Origin of the sequence: Microbacterium sp. 4R-513, from assembly GCF_011046485.1 — a bacterium.
Taxonomy (GTDB): Bacteria; Actinomycetota; Actinomycetes; order Actinomycetales; family Microbacteriaceae; genus Microbacterium.
Genome location: NZ_CP049256.1, coordinates 3,197,538 through 3,217,166, shown reverse-complemented (window position 1 = coordinate 3,217,166; position 19,629 = coordinate 3,197,538). Strand labels below are relative to the sequence as shown.

12 protein-coding genes and 1 pseudogene are annotated in these 19,629 nt (G+C 70.7%); 6 read left to right on the top strand and 7 right to left on the bottom strand.

Annotated elements, in window-relative coordinates:
- Positions 1-73: 73 nt before the first annotated feature.
- Positions 74-1,504, bottom strand: coding sequence for a pyruvate kinase (gene pyk / locus G5T42_RS14160; RefSeq protein WP_165129445.1), 1,431 nt, complete (start codon positions 1,502-1,504; stop codon positions 74-76).
- A gap of 335 nt (positions 1,505-1,839) precedes the next feature.
- Between pyk and nirB the strand changes: the two genes are divergently transcribed.
- The 5 genes from nirB to G5T42_RS14135 are packed head-to-tail and all read left to right on the top strand — an operon-like array spanning position 1,840 to position 7,862.
- On the top strand, positions 1,840-4,419 hold the full coding sequence (nirB, locus tag G5T42_RS14155) for a nitrite reductase large subunit NirB (RefSeq protein ID WP_165129444.1): 2,580 nt from the start codon (positions 1,840-1,842) through the stop codon (positions 4,417-4,419).
- Positions 4,416-4,793 carry a nitrite reductase small subunit NirD gene (gene nirD / locus G5T42_RS14150; protein WP_165129443.1) on the top strand — a complete coding sequence of 126 codons (378 nt, stop codon included), beginning with the start codon at positions 4,416-4,418 and terminating at the stop codon, positions 4,791-4,793. The genes nirB and nirD overlap by 4 nt, the downstream gene beginning before the upstream one ends.
- Positions 4,790-6,022, top strand: a complete 1,233-nt coding sequence (gene cobA, locus G5T42_RS14145) for a uroporphyrinogen-III C-methyltransferase (protein ID WP_165129442.1) — start codon at positions 4,790-4,792, stop codon at positions 6,020-6,022. The genes nirD and cobA overlap by 4 nt, the downstream gene beginning before the upstream one ends.
- Positions 6,019-7,164, top strand: a complete 1,146-nt coding sequence (locus G5T42_RS14140; protein ID WP_165129441.1) for a uroporphyrinogen-III synthase — start codon at positions 6,019-6,021, stop codon at positions 7,162-7,164. Before cobA ends, G5T42_RS14140 begins: the two co-directional genes overlap by 4 nt.
- Positions 7,161-7,862: a CbiX/SirB N-terminal domain-containing protein gene (locus G5T42_RS14135; RefSeq protein WP_165129440.1), complete on the top strand. Its 702-nt coding sequence runs from the start codon at positions 7,161-7,163 to the stop codon at positions 7,860-7,862. Before G5T42_RS14140 ends, G5T42_RS14135 begins: the two co-directional genes overlap by 4 nt.
- A gap of 27 nt (positions 7,863-7,889) precedes the next feature.
- Here the strand turns inward: G5T42_RS14135 and G5T42_RS14130 are convergent, their stop codons facing one another.
- Positions 7,890-11,591: a DUF5979 domain-containing protein gene (locus G5T42_RS14130; RefSeq protein WP_165129439.1), complete on the bottom strand. Its 3,702-nt coding sequence runs from the start codon at positions 11,589-11,591 to the stop codon at positions 7,890-7,892.
- A gap of 49 nt (positions 11,592-11,640) precedes the next feature.
- A pseudogene (trmD, locus tag G5T42_RS14125) lies at positions 11,641-12,319 on the bottom strand (tRNA (guanosine(37)-N1)-methyltransferase TrmD).
- Positions 12,320-12,485: 166 nt separating this feature from the next.
- On the opposite strand from trmD, the gene G5T42_RS14120 reads away from it, so the two are divergent.
- Complete coding sequence (locus tag G5T42_RS14120; RefSeq protein WP_165129438.1) at positions 12,486-13,901, top strand: MFS transporter; 1,416 nt, start codon at positions 12,486-12,488, stop codon at positions 13,899-13,901.
- A 139-nt stretch (positions 13,902-14,040) separates the two neighbouring features.
- On the opposite strand, the gene G5T42_RS14115 is transcribed toward G5T42_RS14120, so the two are convergent.
- The 4 genes from G5T42_RS14115 to rpsP form a co-directional block, all read right to left on the bottom strand.
- Positions 14,041-18,117, bottom strand: coding sequence for a bifunctional nitrate reductase/sulfite reductase flavoprotein subunit alpha (locus tag G5T42_RS14115; RefSeq protein WP_165129437.1), 4,077 nt, complete (start codon positions 18,115-18,117; stop codon positions 14,041-14,043).
- A gap of 100 nt (positions 18,118-18,217) precedes the next feature.
- A complete protein-coding gene (rimM, locus tag G5T42_RS14110; protein WP_165129436.1) occupies positions 18,218-18,910 on the bottom strand; it encodes a ribosome maturation factor RimM in 693 nt (230 codons plus the stop codon).
- Positions 18,910-19,140: an RNA-binding protein gene (locus G5T42_RS14105; protein WP_141883250.1), complete on the bottom strand. Its 231-nt coding sequence runs from the start codon at positions 19,138-19,140 to the stop codon at positions 18,910-18,912. The genes rimM and G5T42_RS14105 overlap by 1 nt, the downstream gene beginning before the upstream one ends.
- A gap of 3 nt (positions 19,141-19,143) precedes the next feature.
- A complete protein-coding gene (gene rpsP, locus G5T42_RS14100; protein WP_165129435.1) occupies positions 19,144-19,563 on the bottom strand; it encodes a 30S ribosomal protein S16 in 420 nt (139 codons plus the stop codon).
- Positions 19,564-19,629: the final 66 nt, after the last annotated feature.

Here is a 19,629-nt window from a genome sequence, read left to right as displayed (position 1 = left end):
CGAGGGCCGATACCCCTACCGCGGGGGTTGCGCCGCGCCGGGCGCGTATGTGAACGGATGCCGCGACCCGGCGTCAGGACAGCACCTCCGTGCCGCCCGTGCCGACGATGTGCACGCGGACGTTGTTCGTCGATCCGGCGATCCCCGGAGGCGCGCCCGCCGTGACGACGACCCGCTCCCCCTTGCTGGCGAGGCCCTCGGACAGGAGCGTGTCGTCGAGCACCGACATGAGGGCGTCTGTGGTGTCGGCGCGCTCGACGAGGAACGTGTCGACGCCCCACAGGAGCGCGTTGCGCGAGCGGGTCGACGCCAGGTCGGTGAACGCGATGATCGGCACGCGGTCGCGGAGCCGCGACATCCGTCTGGCCGAATCACCGGACTGGCTGAAGACGCACACGTACTTGGCGCCGACGAAGTCGGCGATGCTCGACGCCGCCAGCGTCATGGCGCCGCCCTGCGTGCGCGGCTTGGTGCCGAGGCGAGGGATGCGCTCGAGGCCGTGCTCCTCGGTCGACTGGATGATGCGGGCCATCGTCTCGACCACGGTGACGGGATGCGTCCCGACGCTCGTCTCGCCCGAGAGCATCAAGGCGTCGGCGCCGTCGATGACGGCGTTGGCGACGTCACTCGTCTCAGCCCGCGTGGGCACCGGATTGTCGATCATTGACTCGAGCATCTGCGTCGCCACGATCACGGGCTTCGCCCACCGTCGGGCGAGCTCGATGGCGTGCTTCTGCACGATCGGCACGGACTCGAGCGGGAGCTCGAGGCCCAGGTCGCCGCGCGCCACCATGACGGCGTCGAAGGCGTCGATGATCTCCTGCAGATGCTCGACCGCCTCGGGTCGCTCGATCTTCGCGATGATCGGGATGCGGCGGCCCTCCTCGGCCATGATGACCTGAGCGCGCTGCACGTCCTTCGGGCCGCGCACGAAGGGGATCGCGACCAGGTCCGCGCCGAGGTTCAGAGCCCAGCGGAGGTCGGCTTCGTCCTTGGCAGTGAGAGCCGGGACGTCCACCGCGATGTCGGGCAGGTTCATGCCCTGGTTGTCCGAGATGCGGCCGCCCACGACCACCTCGGTGCGCACGCGGGTGCCGTCGCTCGCGAGGACGCGCAGCCGCACCCGGCCGTCGTCGACGAAGATCGTGTCGCCCTCGGACACGATCTCGGGGAGCGCCGCGTACGTCGTGGAGACCAGTTCCCTCGATCCCGGCACGTCGTCCGTCGTGATCGTGAGGACGTCGCCGGGTTCGAGCAGCTGCGGGCCGTCCGCGACGCGGGCGAGCCGCACCTTCGGGCCCTGCAGATCGACCATGACACCGACTGCTCGTCCGGTCGACTCGCTCGCACGACGGACGTTCGCATACGACGCCTCGTGGAGGCCGTGGTCGCCGTGGTTCAGGTTCAGGCGCGCGACGTCGAGCCCCGCCCGGACGAGCTCTTCGACGGTCTCATAGTCGGCCGTGGCGGGACCGAGGGTGGCGACGATCTTCACGCGACGCATGCGGCACTCCTTGAGGCTTCTGCCCGCTTCCGCGGGACGACCGGGCCCTGCTCGAGGACCTCCTACGAATTGTGCTCCATCGGGGGCGCCTCGGGCGCGATCTCACTTCGGCTTCAGGGGCGGAGTGAGGGAAACGTTCGCTCGGGGTAATCGAACGCCGCCGCACGGTGAAACACCGCGCTCCTAACGTGGCGGGCACCCGCACCACCCGTCGAATCGGAGGCGCCATGAGCGAGGCAACATCCCGAGAAGCCCGCCGGGACACGGCAGAGGACGTCAAGAGCCGGAAACATGGCGCTGACCGAGCCGCAACATCTCCCGCGTACCGTGACGCCATGAGCTCCACCGCGGCACCCGGCGCGCACGTCGTCGTGGTGGGCGCGGGCATGGTGGCCCACCGCTTCGTCGACAGTCTGCTGAGCCGCGGAGACGAGTCCTGGCGGGTCACGCTTCTCGGCGAGGAGCCGCGGCATCCGTACGACCGCGTGGGGCTCACGAGCTTCTTCGCCGGCGCCTCGCCCGACGACCTGAGCCTCGAGCGGAGCGTGCTCGACGACGAGCGCGTCTCGTTCGTGGCCGGCGACGCCGTCGTGCGCATCGACCGGAGCGCCCGCCGGGTGACGACGGCGAGCGGGCGCGTCGTCGCCTACGACCACCTCGTGCTCGCGACGGGCTCCTATGCTGCTCGCCTCGCGGTGGACGGCTTCGGGCACGACGGATGCTTCGTCTACCGCACCCTCGACGACGTCGAGCGCCTGCGGTCCTACGTCGAGTCCCGCTCGCGCGAGCTCGGCCGGCCGCTCACGGGCATGGTCATCGGGGGCGGGCTCCTGGGCCTCGAGGCAGCCGGCGCCCTTCAGGGCCTCGACGTCGCGTGCACCGTCGTGCAGTCGTCGGACCGGCTCATGTCCGCGCAGCTCGACCTCCCCGGCGGCAATGCGCTCCGCCGCCTCATCGAGTCCCGCGGCATCACGGTGAAGACGGAGTCCATCACGACGCGCCTCGACGCCGATCGCTCCGGCAGGGTCGTCGCGCTCGAGTTCCGCGACGGCTCGTACGAGGCTGCCGACGTCGTCGTGTTCACCGTCGGCGTGCGCCCCCGCGACGAGCTCGCCCGCGAGGCGGCGCTCGACGTCCACCCCCGCGGCGGCGTGCTCATCGACGCCGGATGCCAGACCTCGGACCCCGCGATCCTCGCGATAGGCGAGGTCGCGAACTTCGACGGCCTGTGCGTCGGGCTCGTCGCGCCCGGCTACGCGATGGCGGAGGTCGCCGCGACGAGGCTGCTCGGGGGCGAGGCATCCTTCCCCGGCTACGACCTCTCGACGAAGCTCAAGCTCTCGGGAGTCGACGTGGCGAGCTTCGGCGACGCTTTCGCCGAGACGCCGGGTGCACTGGATGTCGTGTATGCCGACCCCGTGGCCGGCGTCTACAAGAAGCTCGTGCTCTCGGACGACGCGAAGACGCTCCTCGGCGGCATCCTCGTGGGCGACGCGTCGGCGTACGGATCCCTGCGGCCGCTCGTCGGCGGCGCGCTGGGGGGCGACCCGGCCGCGTACCTCATGCCCGAGGGCGGCGTCGCTTCGCCGACCGCCGAGCTCCCCGACGAGGCGCTCGTGTGCTCGTGCAACAGCGTGACCGCCGGCACGATCCGCCACTCCGTCCACGAGGAGGGCTGCACGGATGTCGCGGGCATCAAGTCGTGCACGAAGGCCGGAGCGGCGTGCGGGTCGTGCGTCATGATGATCAAGAAGATCGTCGGGACCGAGCTCGCGAAGTCCGGGGCGGCGCCCAGCAACGCGCTGTGCGAGCACTTCGACATGTCGCGGCGGCAGCTCTTCGACGCGGTCCGCGTCTCGGGCCTTCGCACCTTCAGCGCCGTCATCGACCGGTTCGGCGTCGGCCGGGGCTGCGACATCTGCAAGCCCGCGCTCGCGAGCATCCTCGCGACGCTCACCGGCACGCATGTGCTCGACGGCGAGAACGCGGCCCTGCAGGACACCAACGACCATGTCATGGCCAACCTGCAGAAGGACGGCAGCTACTCCGTCGTGCCGCGCATCCCCGGCGGGGAGATCACTCCCGAGGGGCTCCTCGTCATCGGCCAGGTCGCGAAGGACTTCAACCTCTACACGAAGATCACGGGCGGCCAGCGGATCGACCTGTTCGGGGCGCGCCTCGAGCAGCTGCCCGACATCTGGAAGCGCCTCGTCGACGCGGGGTTCGAGTCGGGCCATGCCTATGGCAAGTCGCTCCGGACCGTGAAATCGTGCGTCGGCTCGACGTGGTGCCGCTACGGCGTGCAGGACTCCGTCGGCATGGCCGTCCAGCTCGAACTGCGCTACCGCGGGCTGCGGTCGCCGCACAAGCTCAAGCTCGGCGTCTCGGGCTGCGCGCGCGAGTGCGCCGAGGCGCGCGGCAAGGACGTCGGCGTCATCGCGACCGAGGCCGGGTGGAACATGTACGTCGGCGGCAACGGCGGGTTCACGCCGCGCCATGCCGTGCTGCTCGCCGAAGGGCTGAGCGACGCCGAGCTGCTCACCGCGATCGACCGGTTCCTGATGTACTACATCTTCACGGCCGATCGCCTGCAGCGCACGGCGCCATGGTTCGAAGACCTCGAGGGCGGGATCGAGGGTCTGCGCGCCGTCATCTTCGAGGACAGCCTGGGCCTGTGCGCCGACCTCGATGCGGCGATGGCCTCCCACATCGGCTCGTACGAGGACGAGTGGAAGGCGACGCTCGAAGACCCCGAGAAGCTCCGCCGCTTCGCCTCTTTCGTGAACGCGCCGAAGACCCCCGACCCTTCGCTCGCCTACACGGTCGAGCGCGGCCAGCCTCGACCCGCGACCGCTGAGGAGCGCGAGGACGCGCGCGTGCTCATCGCGGGAACGACGCTGGAGGTCCGGCGATGACCATGGCCGACATCGCCGAGAAGAAGACGGATGCCGCCGCCTGGGTGCGGATCTGCGACCTCGCCGATCTCGAGATCGAGCGCGGTCGCGCCGCTCTCCTCGGTGACACGCAGATCGCGCTGTTCCTCACCCACGGCGGGCGGGTCTTCGCCGTGTCGAACCTCGACCCCTACAGCGGAGCGCACGTCATCTCGCGGGGCATCGTGGGCACGCGACAGGATGCCCCGACCGTCGCGTCGCCCATGTACAAGCAGGTCTTCGACCTCCGGACGGGCGCGTGCCTGGACACCCAGGGCAAGGGTCCTCATGCCCTCGCCGTGTGGCCCGTCGCGGTGCGCGACGGCGCCGTGTTCGTGAAGGAAGGACGCGCATGACGACGATGCTCGGGATCTCGCTCGCCGGCCGCGACGTGCTGATGGTCGGCGGCGGACCGGTCACCGCACGGCGACTCCAGCGCTTCCTGGACGACGGCGCTGCGGTGCGGATCGTCGCACCGGCGCTGTGCGACGAGGTGCGAACGCTCGTCGACGAGCACGGCCTGCTGTGGGCGCCCCGCGCTGCGGAGCCCGAGGACGTCGCGGATGCCTGGCTCGTGCACACCGCCACCGGTGATGCGCAGACGGATGCCGAGATCGCCGCCGTATGCGAGCGTACGCGCACGCTCTGCGTGAACGCATCGGACGGCGCGCACGGCTCCGCCCGGCTCACCGCCGAGACGCGGTCGGGCGATGTGCTGGTCGGCGTGATGTCGGACGCGGGCGTGGACCCTCGCCGAGCCGGACGGCTGCGCGATGCGATCGCCGCGTTGCTGCGCGAGGGCCGCCTGCCGCTGCGTCGCCACCGCGCCACGGCGGCCGGCCGGGTCGACCTCGTCGGAGGCGGACCCGGACCCGTCGACCTCATCACCGTCCGGGGTCGGCGCCTGCTGGCCGAAGCCGATGTCGTCGTGGCCGACCGCCTCGGCCCGACTGATGTGATCGGCGAGCTCGACCCCGCCGTCGAGGTGATCGACGTGGGCAAGCGTCCCGGCCACCACCCCGTGCCGCAGGACGAGATCAACCGTCTGATCGTCGAGCACGCCCGTGCCGGCAAGCGCGTCGTGCGACTCAAGGGCGGCGACCCGTTCGTGTACGGCCGTGGCGGCGAAGAGGTCGCCGCATGCCTCGCGGCCGGGGTGCCGGTCGACGTCGTGCCGGGCCTCACGAGCGTCGTCTCGGTGCCCCAGGCCGCCGGCATCCCGGTCACCCATCGCGGGAGCGCGGCATCCGTCCATGTCGTCAACGGCCAGGCGCCCACGACCCCGGCGACCGTCGCGGCGATCGCAGACCCCGCGGTCACGACCGTCGTGCTGATGGGCGTCGCGGCACTCCCCCGGCTCGTCCAGACGGCGCTCGACGCCGGCGCCCCGGCCGGTCGTCCGGTCGCGATCGTCGAGAACGGTCACACACCCCGGCAGCGGACGACCCGCACGACGCTCGCGGATGCCGTCGCCGACGCCACCGCGGCCGGGGTCTCGACCCCCGCCGTCATCGTCATCGGCGAGGTCACCCGCGCCGACCTGCTCCTGCCCCATCCCGAACTGATCGGCGAAACTGCCCGGTGACCGAAGCTCCACGCCCCACCCTGTCGGCGGCCCTCGTCGGCTGCTCGATCGTCATCGCCGTCGACCGCCGCTCCGGCGAGCTCGCCGCAGCCCTCGAGCGCCACGGCGCGACGGTGCGCCACGCTCCCGCGCTGACGATCGTGCCGCACATCGATGACGAGGCGCTCATCGCCCGCACCCGCGAGCTCATCGCCCATCCCCCCGAGGTCGTGGTCGCGACGACGGGCGTGGGCTTCCGAGGGTGGATGGAAGCGGCCGACGAGGCGGGGCTCCTGGACGACCTCCACGCCGCCTTCGCGGGCGCGCAGATCGTCGCGCGGGGACCCAAGGCCCGGGGAGCCATCCAGCAGGCGGGCCTCACCGCCGACTGGGTCGCAGAGTCCGAGACCTCCGTCGAGCTCGGCGAGTTCCTGCTCGCCGAGGGTGTCGCGGGACGCCGCATCGCGGTGCAGCACCACGGCTCGGGGGCGGACGGCCTCGACGAGCTGTTCGAGGCCGACGGCGCCGACGTCGTCAGCCTCACGGTGTACCGATGGGGTCCTCCGCCCGACCCCGAGGTGGTCCGCAAGTCGGTCGTGGCCACGGGTGCAGGTGAGGTGGATGCCGTGCTCTTCACGTCGGCACCCGGCGCCTTCGAGTGGCTCGAGGCTGCGCGGCGCGAGGGCGTGCTGGACGACATCCGCCGGCTCGCCGAGCGGGACCGAGTTCTGCTGGCCGCGGTGGGCCCGATCACAGCCGGCCCGCTGGAGGACGAGGGACTCCCGCCGCTCATCGCCGACCGTGGACGTCTCGGCTCGCTCGTGCGCGCGGTGGTGACCTACTTCGGCGGCGAGCATGCACCGTCGCGCGAGACGACGGCCGGCCGCCTCGAGCTCCGAAGCAGCGGGGCGGTGCTCGACGGACGGTTCATCCCGCTCTCGCGCACGGGCGTGGATCTGCTCGGCGTGCTCTTCGACGCCGACGGCTCGGTCGTCGCGCGCACGGCCCTGCAGTGCGCGCTCCCCCGCTCCGGCGACAACACGCACGCCGTCGAGATGGCCGTCGCCCGGGTGCGCGAGGCGCTCGGCGTGCCCGACCTCATCAAGACCGTCGTCAAGCGGGGCTACCGCCTCAACGTGCTCGAGCCGGCGGGGACCCTGTGAGCCGCCCGGTCCTCGTCGCCTGCTCGCACGGCACATCGTCCGAGGACGGCCGCCGCGCGATCAGAGCGCTCGTCGAACAGGTGCGCGCGATCCTGCCCGACGTGCGAGTCGAAGAGTCGTTCGTGGACGTGCAGCAGCCGGAGGTGGCAGATGTCGTTGCCGAGGCCGCGGCATCCGTCGCCGTCGTCGTGGTGCCGCTGCTGCTCTCGACCGGGTATCACACGCGCGTCGACATCGCCCGGGCGGTCGAGCCGTTCCCCCACGCCGTCGCAGCTCCCGCGCTCGGGCCGCACGATCTGCTCGCCCTCACGCTCGAGGAGCGCCTCCGCGAGGCTGACGTGCGGCGCGGCGACGCGATCGTGCTCGCCGCGGCGGGCTCGAGTGATCCGGCCGCGGAGGTCGACGTCATCGCGATGGCCGCGCGCCTCGGCGAGCTCCTCGGCCGTCCGGTCTCGGTGGGGTTCGCCGCAGGCGCCGAGCCGCGCATCGGGAAAGCGGTCGAGACGGCTCGAGAGGCCGGCGCCGAGCGCGTCGTCGCCGCGAGCTACGTCCTCGCGCCGGGGTTCTTCGCGGAGGTGATCGCGCGTTCCGGCGCCGATGTCGTCACGTCACCGCTCGCCCCCGACCTCCGCATGGCGGCGCTCATCGCCGAGCGGTACGAGGCCGCCTGCGCAGCTCTCACGTCCCCCGCGCGCTGACGACTGCCGACGTCGAGCGGCGCGGGTCTACGTGCGGCGCACCCGTCGAGCCGCGAGAGCGAGCCCGAGGAGGATGACGGCGAGCGCGCCCAGAGCCACGAGCGGTGAGACGGCGCCGCCCGTGACGGGCAGCGTCCCCTCATGGGCGGTGTTCACGAGGGAGAACACGAGGGTTTTTCCGGCCTCGATGCGCGTCGACACCCAGCCCTCGGCATCCGCCGCGAGAACCGTCCCTCCGACGCTCCAGACAGGCGCGACCCACGTCACCCCGTCGATCGCCGGCGGACCCGTCTCACGGATGCGCAGGGTCGCTCCGCCCGGGACGTCGCCGACCGTGACGGGCTCTCCGGCCGTGAGCGATGCGGTCTGCACGGGGCCGCCGTCGACCGAGTATTCGATCGTGTAGCGCGTGTCGTCCGGCACCGTGCCGGCACCGTCGCCCACGACGGACTTGGCGATGGAGAAGGCTCCGACGGGCGCGAGCGCCGCCGTGTTCGTCACGCCGAACGCCACCGTCGCTCCGGAGGTCATCGCCTCGGACGGCATGACGACGCGCCCGGTGTCGTCCGGGATGAGTGTCTCGTCGTTGCCGGTCCAGCTCACGGGGCCCCATTCGACGCCCGGGATCTCGGGGAAGGGTCCTTCCCGGCCCTCGACGATCGACCCGACGGGGACGTAGTCCGTCTCGCTCACGACGCCCGGCTGCAGGAAGACCCGATCCTGCGGTTCGCCGTTGAGCCACCAGTCGACCGAGAACACCGTGTCGGCCGGAACGCGGTCCGCCGCGTCGCCTGCGAGCTCCTTCACGATGTTGATGTGGGTCAGCTCGACTGCCGAGTTCCTGACTTCGAGTACGGGGGTGACGTCCGCCTGAACGATGAGCGTGTTCGTCGGGCTCCAGGACGAGATGCTCCAGTCGAAGGCCGGTGGGAGGTCGGCCTCGTCCAACGGAGCCTCTTCCAGGGTGACGACGGTCCCGACCGGGAAGGTCGCGGGCTGCCCTTCCGCATCGACCGGTCCGACGGCGGTGCCGTCCGCCGGCACCTCGATCGACCCCGTGAGCACGTCGCCGAACACGGTGCGCGCCGTATAGCCGACGGTGAAGGACTCGACGAGGAGCTCGGAGGGATCGATGCCCGCCAGGACCTTCCGCACGAGGAACGAGCCGTCCGCGAGCTGCGCGGAGTTCGTGACGGTCCCATCCACGACCGACTCGCCGTCGGCACCGATCGTCAGCTCCGCCGGGGTGTAGACCGGGTCATGCCAGTCGACGCCCGGGATGCTGGGCACGCCGGTCTCCTCGTACGTGACGACGGTGCCGTAGGGGAATAGCAGCGGCAGGCCCGCGGCATCCAGCGGCGACACCGGCGTCCCGTCGGAGGGCAGCACGATCGTGCCCTCCGATGTCGCACCGGTGGGGGTCGTGGCCGTCCAAGAGACGGAGAAGTTCAATGGGATCGGCAGCGCGGCGCCGTCCGCGCGGGCGAAGTCCTTGGCGAGCTGGAAGGATCCCTCACGCAGCGCGTTGCCGACGGTGATGACGACCTCGCCCGATGCGGGCAAGGGGATGTCGACGATCGCCGTCTCGAGCGGACCGGCGCCCTCGAAGTTCTGTGGCCGGTACTCCTCGGTGACGCCGTCGATCGTGACGCGAAAGACGGGCAGCTCCCAGTCGGCGACGTCGACCGGCGTGCCGTCGAGCAGCGGCACGAGTTCGGCGAGCGAGAGCGTGTCGGCCCCGCTTTCCAGGTTCTCGAGGGTCACCGGCGTGCCGACGAGGATCTGCTGCGTCGCGCGCTCCCCCGCCGGATCGGTGTTGTAGGTGACCGCGTACTCGTACAGCGGATCGGCCGCGGGGCCGGCCGTCTCTTTGACGACCGACACCGTCCGGGCCGCCCCATCCGGCGCGAGGGTGTTCGTGAGCACGACCTGCGTCGTCGTGTTCGCTCGGTCGATGAGGAACGTGCTCCCCGGGTTCCACCCGGTGCTCACCCAGTGGTAACCCGCCGGAGGGTCGACGGCGTCGAGGTCCTCGCTGAGCTCGATCCGCGTGCCGAGGGGGAAGTTCTGGCCGACCTCGACGACGGTGCCGTCGAGCGGGACGTCGAGGGTGCCGCTCGCGATCGTCTGACCCCCGGCGCGCGCGACCCAGTCGACCGGAACCATCCCGGGCGCCTGCGGGATGGGCGCTTGGTTGGGATCGGTCGGGATCACGCGCTTGCGGACGCTGAAGGTCCCCGCCCGCAGGACGGCGGTGTTCTCGACGACCATCTCGGCGGTGTCGACTCCGATCGTGATGGGATTCGGCGTGATGACGGGATCGGCCCAGGAATACCCCGGGACGCTCGCAGGGTCGATCTCCTCGAACTCGATCGTCGTGCCGATCGGGAACTGCACGCCGGCGGCGACCGTCTCGCCGGACGCGGGAAGCTGGAGCGAGCCGGTGACGACCGTTGTGTCGGGCCGCGTCGCCGTGTAGTTGACGGTGAACGCCGTGCCCGGCGGGAGGTCGCCCGCCTCGATGCCGGAGAGCGCCTTGCGCATCGTGAAGGTGCCGCTGTCGGCCGCGCACCCGATCTGCCCCGCGAACAGGAAGGAGTGCACCTCGCCGCCCTGCAGCACGACGTCGCGTCCGAGCACCTGCCCGTCCAGCGGCGCCGCGTTCACGGTCACCGCGGCATCCGGCGCGTAGATCGACCCGTCGATGCGGCCCTGCGCGGCGTTCACCGTGACGTTCCCGGTGATCTCGGAGAGGTCCCAGAAGATGAAGGGTGAGTAGGCGCCCTGCGGGTCGACGCGCGGCGCCGTCACCGTCGTCGTGCCGGCCGAGACGCGGATGATGAGCGGGTTCGGCACGCCCGGTGTCGGTCCGGGCGAGAACTGGAGAAGGCTCGCGCCGGCGATGTCGGCGTACTGCACCACGTTGGGCTGCTCGCCGCTCATCGGCTCGAGCACGATGCGGTCGTCGGCGTCCTCGGCGATGCCGACGGGATATCCCGCTCCACCGGTCGGGTCGGCGACGCCGTCGAGGCAGTCCTTCGCGAGCTCGTAGGATGCGTCGGCGTTCGTCTCGACGTAGTCGGCGACCGCGGAGGGCCCTGTGTTCGCGGTATAGATGCTGTGGCTGCCGACGGCGGTCGCCGGCGGCGTCGCGTGGGCCGGATAGTCCTGGTGCGTCGCGTCGATGAGCGGCGTCTGGTCCGCGTTCGAGGCATCGAGGTTGAGCCGGAGCCAGTCGGCGCGCCCGAACGCCTGCCAGGGCCCGTCTCGCTGGACCATCTTGAGGTCGCCCTTGAGGGTGGGCTCCGACGTCCCGGCGCTCGTGATCGCGAGGATGCCGCTGCTCGACGGGCTGTAGCTGCCGACCAGCAGCCGCGTGGGGTCGTCGTCGACCGTGGGCAGGGTGTAGTCGGCCGTGCCTGCCGACACGTGGAGGATCGTGTACTGGTCGCTCGGCGACTGCACGGTCTTCGCGACGCCGCCCGCCGCGAGACTGCCTTCGGTCTCGTCGTTCTGCATCGTGAGGTCTTCGCGCGCATAGACGGTGAAGCCGCCGTTCATCGAGAACGGATTGAACGTGTCGGGGTAGGCGGCTTCAGCCGCTTGCGGTGCCTCGGCCACGGCGACACCCGCCGTGGCTGCGAGCGCGGCGACCACGCCTCCCGCCAGGAGACGGATCAGACGGCGGCGGATCGGCACTTCTTCGGGATGGCTGGTCGACCGGTGCATTTGCTCCGACACTATCCGCGGCGCCCCGCGCCAGGGAAGCGGAAGCGGGTTACGGGAGGAGGTCCGGCCGACGCTCCCGTGTGCGCTCGAGGCTCTGCTCGCGCCGCCAGGCGGCGATCGCGCCGTGGTTGCCGCTCAGCAGGATCGGCGGCACCTCGTGGTCGCGCCAGACGGGCGGCTTGGTGTAGCTCGGATATTCGAGCAGACCGTCCTCGTGCGACTCCTCGACAAGGCTCTCCGGATTGCCCACTACCCCCGGCACGAGGCGCGACACGGCCTCGATCATCGCCATCGCGGCCACCTCGCCGCCGTTGAGGACGTAGTCGCCGAGGCTCACGCTGCGCACCCGTCCGCGCTCGGAGTAGTGGTCGATGACGCGCTGGTCGATGCCCTCGTACCGCCCGCACGCGAAGACGAGGTGCTCCTCCTGGGCGAGCTCTCGTGCCAGCTTCTGCGTGAACTGCTCCCCCCGCGGGCGAGGGCACGAGCAGGAGCGCCCCGTCGTCGAGCACAGCATCAAGGGCCTCGCCCCAGGGCTCGGGCTTCATGACCATGCCGGCGCCGCCGCCATAGGGCGTGTCGTCGACGGTGCGGTGCCGATCGTGGGTCCAGTCCCGCAGGTCGTGGACGCGCAGATCCAGGATGCCGCGCCCCCGCGCCTTGCCGATGAGCGAGACGTCCAGCACATCGAAGAACCCCGGGAAGATCGTCACGATGTCGATGCGCACGCAGGAGAGTCTAGGCATCCGTCCATGTTTCCGACGTGTGACGAAGCGCTAACCCACCCCCGCCGCCGCAGGTGACGGACATGTGATGAAGAGGTAACCGCCCGGGCCGACGGGTGGAAACACGCCGTCCGTAGCTTCGCCTCATACCCTTCCCGAGGAGAGTGCGATGACCACGACCGTGACATCCCCCCAGGCCGGCGCAGAGGCCGCCGCCGGCACCACCCCCGTCACCCTCACCCGCCGGCCCGGCCGCTGGATCGACGGGTGGAATCCCGAGAACTTCGCCTTCTGGCAGGTCGAGGGCCGAGCGATCGCCCGCCGGAACCTCGGCTGGTCGATCTTCGCCGAGTTCCTCGGCTTCATCGTGTGGCAGCTGTGGAGCATCGTCGTCGTGATGCTGCCCGCGGCGGGCTTCTCGTTCACGAGCTCCGAGGCGTTCTGGCTGATCTCGCTCCCGAGCCTTGTCGGCGCCACGATGCGCTTCCCCTACACGTTCATGGTGGCGAAGTTCGGCGGCCGCAACTGGACCATCATCTCGGCCGGACTTCTCCTCATCCCTTCGATCCTCCTCGGGGTCGTCGTCGGCAATCCCGACACGCCGTTCGGCGTCATGCTCGTCGTCGCGGCGCTCGCAGGCTTCGGCGGGGGCAACTTCGCGAGCTCGATGGCGAACATCACCTACTTCTTCCCGCAGAAGGAGAAGGGCTGGGCGCTCGGTCTGAACGCCGCCGGCGGCAACATCGGGACGGCGGTCGCACAGTTCGCGGTGCCGATCGTCGTCACGGTCGGCGCCGCCACGACGCTCAACATCTCGCTCGCGGGGTGGATGTGGGTGCCGCTGATCCTCGTCGCGATCTTGGGCGCGTGGCGCTACATGGACAACCTGTCGAACGCGAAGTCGGATGCCGCGGCCTCCGCCGCCGCACTTCGCGAACCGCACCTGTGGCTGCTCGCGCTCCTCTACATCGGCACCTTCGGCTCCTTCATCGGCTTCGCGAGCGTCTTCCCGAAGCTCATCGCCGACCAGTTCCCCGCCTTCTCGACGATCCAGGTCGGCCAGGCCGCCGTCTCCCTCGCCTTCCTCGGAGCACTCGTCGGCTCGCTCGCCCGGCCCTACGGCGGTCGGCTCGCCGACCGCGTGGGCGGCGCGCGGGTCACGGTCGGCGCCTTCACCGTCATGGCACTCGGTGCGCTGGCCCTCATCTGGACGCTGCCCCTGGAGAACTTCTGGGTCTTCCTCGCGTGCTTCCTCGTGCTCTTCGGTGCGACGGGGATCGGCAACGGCTCGACGTACCGGATGATCCCGAACGTCTTCGCGGCGCGCGCCCTGGCGACGGCCTCGGACCGCCTCGATGCGGGCGTCGCGATGCAGCGCAAGGCCGCGGCAGCGCTCGGCCTCATCTCGGCGATCGGCGCGTACGGCGGGTTCGTCATCCCGCAGATGCTGAACCTCTCGCAGACCACGACGGGCGCGTACACGGCGGCGTTCTACGGCTTCGTGATCGCGTACGCGGCGCTCCTCACGCTCACGGTGGCGGTGTACATCGTGCCGCGCCGCTCCCTCGCCGGCCAGCGCATCTGACCTGAGACCTGCGGGCAGGCCGCCGAGCCAACCCATCGGTGCCCGAGACCACACGCTGAGACACCCTCGGCGTGTGGTCTCGGGCACGCGTGGGTGGGTTCGGCAGTCGGATGTCCGAGGAACGCGCAGGCCAGGAACGTCAGTAGACGTCGCGGACGTAGCGCTTCTGGGCGATGAGCTCCTTCTTGAACTCCGCCGCGTCCTCCTCCGACAGTCCGCCGTGCCGGCGGGCGATGGTCGTGAGGGTGTCGTCCACGTCCTTCGCCATGCGGCTCGCATCGCCGCAGACGTAGAGGTGCGCGCCGTCCTGGAGCCAGCGCCACAGTTCGACGCCGTGCTCCAGCATCCGGTCCTGCACATAGATCTTCTGGCGCTGGTCGCGTGAGAAGGCGACATCCAGGCGGGTGAGAAAGCCGTCGTCGCACATCCCCAGCAGCTCCTCGCGGTAGTAGAAGTCGCTCGCTTCGTGCTGTTCGCCGAAGAACAGCCAGTTGCGGCCCGAGTGCCCGTCCGCGCGCCGATCGTGCAGGAATCCGCGGAAGGGCGCGATGCCCGTGCCGGGGCCCACCATGATCATCGGCGCGTCGCCCGCTGTCGGCGGGCGGAAGTGCGAGGACTTCTGCAGGTAGACGGATGCCGCGTCCCGGCCGCCCAGTCCATCGGCGAGGTAGGTCGAGGCCACGCCGCCTCGTGAGCGTCCGGCCTCGGTCTGGAAGCGCACGACCGACACGGTCAGCTGCACTTCGTCGGGGCTCGTCTTGGGGCTGGACGAGATCGAGTACTGACGCGGCTGGAGCCGCTTGAGCACCGTCATCCACTCGTCCGCGGTCGCCTGCACGGGGAACTCGTGCAGCAGGTCGACCGCCTGCATGCTCCACAGGTACTGCTCGAGCCGCGCCTTGTTCTCGCGCCGCAGCAGTGTCGCCAGGGTCGAGTCGTGGGTTCGCTCGGCGACGAATGCGAGCAGGTCGGGGGTGATGCGGGTGATGTCGAGCTGCATCGTGAGCGCCTCGTCGAGGAAGCGCTCGTGGCCGTCGAACTCGACGATCGTCCGCGGCGCCAGGCCCGTGAGGTCGAGCCATTCCGACACGGCGGCGGGCGCGTTCGGGGCGACGACGCCGAGCGAGTCGCCGGCTTCGTACGCCACGCCGGCGGGCGCGAGGTCGAATCCGAGCTGGCGCACCTCCTTCTGCGAGCCCGCGCCGCTGAGCAGCGTGTTCGTGACGAGTGCGGCGCGCACGGGGTTGGCTCGTGTGAACAGCCGCTTCATGGCGGGAGCGGATGCCTCGACCGCGGGGCGCGCGTCGGAAGCCCCTGGCAGGGCCGCGAGCACCTGTTGCAGCCACGCCGCCGCGGGCTCGGCGTAGTCCGGCTCGCAGTCGACGCGCGGCACGATCGCCGTCGCCCCGAGCGCCGCGAGCCGCTCGTCGATGCCGCGGCCGTGACCGCAGAAGTCGTCGTAGCTGGAGTCGCCGATCGCGAAGACGGCGTACGCGACGCCCGTCAGGTCGGGAACGTCGTCGCGGTGCAGCGCGGACCACAGATCCGCGGCGTTGTCGGGCGGGCCCCCGTCGCCGAACGTCGAGGTCACGACGAGCAGGTTCTTCGTCTTGCAGAGCTCCCCGAGCGTCATGTCCAGCATGCTCACGATGCGGGTCGGGATGCCTCGACCCTCGAGCGTCGCGGCGCACGTCGCCGCGACCTCCTCGGCGTTGCCGGTCTGCGAGCCCCACAGCACCGTCACCGCCGGTCCCGAGCCTGCGGAGTCAGGCGCGTCCACAGCGACCCGCGAGTACAGCCCGGCGAGCACCCCCTCGACCCACGCGCGCGCGAGCCCGCCGAGCGGAGCCGATGCCGGGAGCACGGGGGCCGTGCCCGCCTCGAGCGGCATCGCTTCGAGGGCGGACAGGAAGCCCGAGACGTAGGCGCCTTCCCGCTCGTCCAGCGCGGGAGCGGCGAGCGAACGCGCGGCGGCGGGAAGCGGCATCCGGTCCCGGCCGCCGGCCGTCGTGGACGGCGCTGGTCCCACCCGCCGGAGCGAGACCGCGGCGTACTTGAACTCGGGCTGCAGCGACGCGGGGTCGACGGCGTCGCTCGTCACGGCGTTGACGGTGAGGTACTCGCCCTGCTCGTCGTTCCAGTGGAAGGGTGCGAAGCATCCACCCGGCTGCACGCGGTCGGTCACGACGGCCGGCAGCACAACGCGCCCCCGGCGGGATGAGACCTCGATCTGGTCGCCCTCCGAGATCCCGAGCCGCTCGGCATCTGCGGTGTTGATCTCGACGAACGGATCCGGGTTGAGCTTCACGAGCTTGGCGACCTTGCCGGTCTTCGTCATCGTGTGCCACTGGTGCTGGAGGCGGCCGGTATTGAGGATCCACGGGTAGTCCTCGTCGGGCACCTCCTTGGGCCCGAGGTGGGGCCGCGCGAGGAACTGCGCACGACGTGAGGGGGTGGCGAAGGCCAGCCGAGGGGTCGTGCCGTCCTCGGCGACATGCAGCGTCTGGCTCACCCCGTCGTTGAGGTAGCGAGTCGGATGCCGCTCCTCGGCATCCCCGGGAGGAGCCGGCCACTGCACGGGCCCTCCGCGGAGCCGCTCGTGCGTCACGCCGCGCACGTCCCATCCCGTCCGGGGGTTCCAGAAGCGCCGGATCTCGTCGAACACCTCGGCGCTGGACTGGAACGCGAATCCCTCGGCGAAGCCCATCGCCTGGGCGACGCGGCAGATGAGCAGCCAGTCCGGCAGCGCATCGCCGGGGGGCTGCGCGCCCTGCTGGACGAGCGTCATCGTGCGGTCGCTGTTGACCATGACGCCCTCCGCCTCGATCCAGAGGGTCGCGGGCAGAAGCACATCGGCGTACGCGTTGGTGGCGGTGTCGGTGAAGACGTCTTGGGCGATGACGAGCTCGGCGGCTTCGAGACCGGCGATGACGGTCTTCCGGTTGGCGACGGATGCCACGGGGTTCGTGCAGATGATCCACGCGGCCTTGATTTCGCCCTCGGCCATCGAGCGGAACATGTCGATCGTGCCCGTGCCGGCCTCCGCGCGGATCGTGCCCGCCGGAAGACCCCAGACGTCCTCGGCGAAGGCACGGTCGTCGGCGTCGAAGACGGCTCGCTGTCCGGGGAGGCCCGGTCCCATATAGCCCATCTCGCGGCCGCCCATGGCGTTGGGCTGACCCGTCAGCGAGAAGGGCCCGCTGCCGGGACGGCAGATCGCTCCCGTCGCGAGGTGCAGGTTGCAGATGGCGTTCGTGTGCCAGGTGCCCTGCGTCGACTGGTTGAGCCCCATCGTCCACAGCGTCATCCACTCGCCCGCTTCGGCGATCCAGCGCGCGGCGGTGCGGATGTCGTCCTCGCGGAGTCCCGTGATCTCGGCGACCCGCTCCGGTGCGTAGTCCTCGAGGAACGCCGGCATCGCCTCCCATCCGTCGGTGTGCTGCGGGATGAACTCGGAGTCGATCTCACCGGAGGCGACGAGGAGGTGCAGGAGCCCGTTGAGTAACGCGAGGTCGGTGCCCGGCGCGATCGACAGGTAGAGGTCCGCGCGGTCGGCGGTCGCCGTTCGTCGCGGGTCGACCACGATGAGCTTCGCACCCTGCTTCAGCCGGTCCGCCATGCGGAGGAAGAGGATCGGGTGGCAGTCGGCCATGTTCGACCCGATCACGAAGAACAGGTCGGCCCGGTCGAGATCCTCGTACGAGCCGGGCGGGCCGTCGGCACCGAGGGACTGCTTATACCCCGTGCCCGCAGACGCCATGCAGAGTCGCGAGTTCGATTCGATGTGGATGCCTCGGAGGTATCCCTTCACGAGCTTGTTGGAGAGGTACTGCGCCTCGATCGACATCTGGCCCGAGACGTAGACCGCGACGGCGTCCGGTCCGTGCTCGTCGACGATGGCTCGGAGGCGCGTCCCGGCCTCGGCGATCGCGGTGTCGAGTGGAGTCGGCACGGCTGCTTCGCCGCGCTGCGGCCGGATGTACGCCGTCGCCATGCGTCCTGGCGCATGCATGAGATCGAGGTGCGTCGCCCCCTTGGTGCAGAGCCTCCCCGCGTTAGCGGGGTGGTGCTTGTCGCCCACCGTCTTCGAGACGCTCGAGCCATCCGTCGACACCGTGATGCCGCATCCCACACCGCAGTACGAGCAGGCAGCGCGCACCTCGGTCGTCGGTGCCGCTTCAGAGCGCACCGCCGCCGCGTCCACGAGAGGGCTCATAGCCCGATGTTCCCGGACGCATGTTCCACGACGTCGTGCGCCGTGTTACCGCTGGGTCACACCGATCTCACGCCGAAGGCGCGGGGCGTGTGAGGTGGGCTCAGCTCTCGTCGCCGGCGTCAGCCGCCTGGCGCGCGTCGTCGGCTGACGACCCGGCGTCGGCCTCCGGCTCCGCCTCGTCGTCCTGCCCGGGGAGCTCCTCGAACAGACCCGCCGGAGGGGTGACGACGACGCGGCCCGCGGCGATGTCCACCTCGGGCACGATGGCCTTGACGAAGGGCACCAGGACCTCGCTGTCGTCGCTCGCGCGGACGATCAGCAGATCCTGTGCGGGCAGGTGATCGACGCGGATGACGCGGCCGACCACCTCGCCGTCACGGACGACGTCCAGACCGACGAGCTGGTGGTCGTACCACGCGTCGTCTTCGGAGGGCGATGCTGCGGCATCCTCATCGATCCAGAGGATGGCTCGGATGAGCTCTTCGGCGGCGCTGCGGTCGTCGACCCCGTCGAAGAAGGCGACGGGGTGGCTGTTCATCCACTTGAACTCGCGGACGGTCAGCGTCTTGCCGTGCCAGGGCGATGCCTCGGGGACCTGCAGAGTGAAGGTCGCGCCCGGGACGAAGCGCCCGTCGGGATCGTCGGTGTAGAGCTCGAGCTTGATGGCGCCCTTGAGGCCGTGGGCCTTGACGAGTCGACCCACGCGGAGCTGGTTCTTGGCCGATTTCGGCGGCCGGGCAGCGCTCCTGCCCTCTGCCGCGGTCGTCGAATCGGGTTCTTCGGTCGCCGCCATCAGTCGTCCGCGACGTCGACGCGCACGCGTCGGCCGTCCGCGAGCGCAGAGATGAGCGTGCGCAGGGCCTTTGCCGTGCGTCCGCCGCGCCCGATCACGCGACCACGGTCATCGGGGTGCACGTGCACCTCGAGGACGTCACCACGGGGGGACGTCGAAGAGTGGATGCGGACGTCGTCCGGGTGATCGACGATCCCCTTGACGACGTGCTCGAGCGCGGCGGAGAGCACGGATTACTCGGCGTCTTCGGCCGGAGCGGCCTCGTCGGCCGGGGCCTCGGCGGCGGGCTCGTCGGCCTTCTTCTCGGCCTTGGGCTTGATGACCGACTTCTTCGAGGAGTCGACCTCGAACTCGCCCTTGGCCTCGGCGGTGCGGACGGTCGAGACGGCGTTCTTGTCGCCCTTGTACTGACCCCAGTCGCCGGTCAGCTTGAGGATGGCGAGCACCTGCTCGGTCGGCTGGGCGCCGACGCTCAGCCAGTACTGCGCGCGCTCGGAGTCGACCTCGATGAACGAGGGCTCCTCGGTCGGGTGGTACTTGCCGATCTCCTCGATGACACGACCATCGCGCTTGGTGCGCGAGTCGGCGACGACGATGCGGTAGTAGGGCGCACGGATCTTGCCGAGGCGCTTGAGACGGATCTTGACAGCCACGATTCTCCTGAATGTGTGGAAAGTGATTGAACCGATCGCCTGGAGCGTGGGGTGCACACCCGGCGG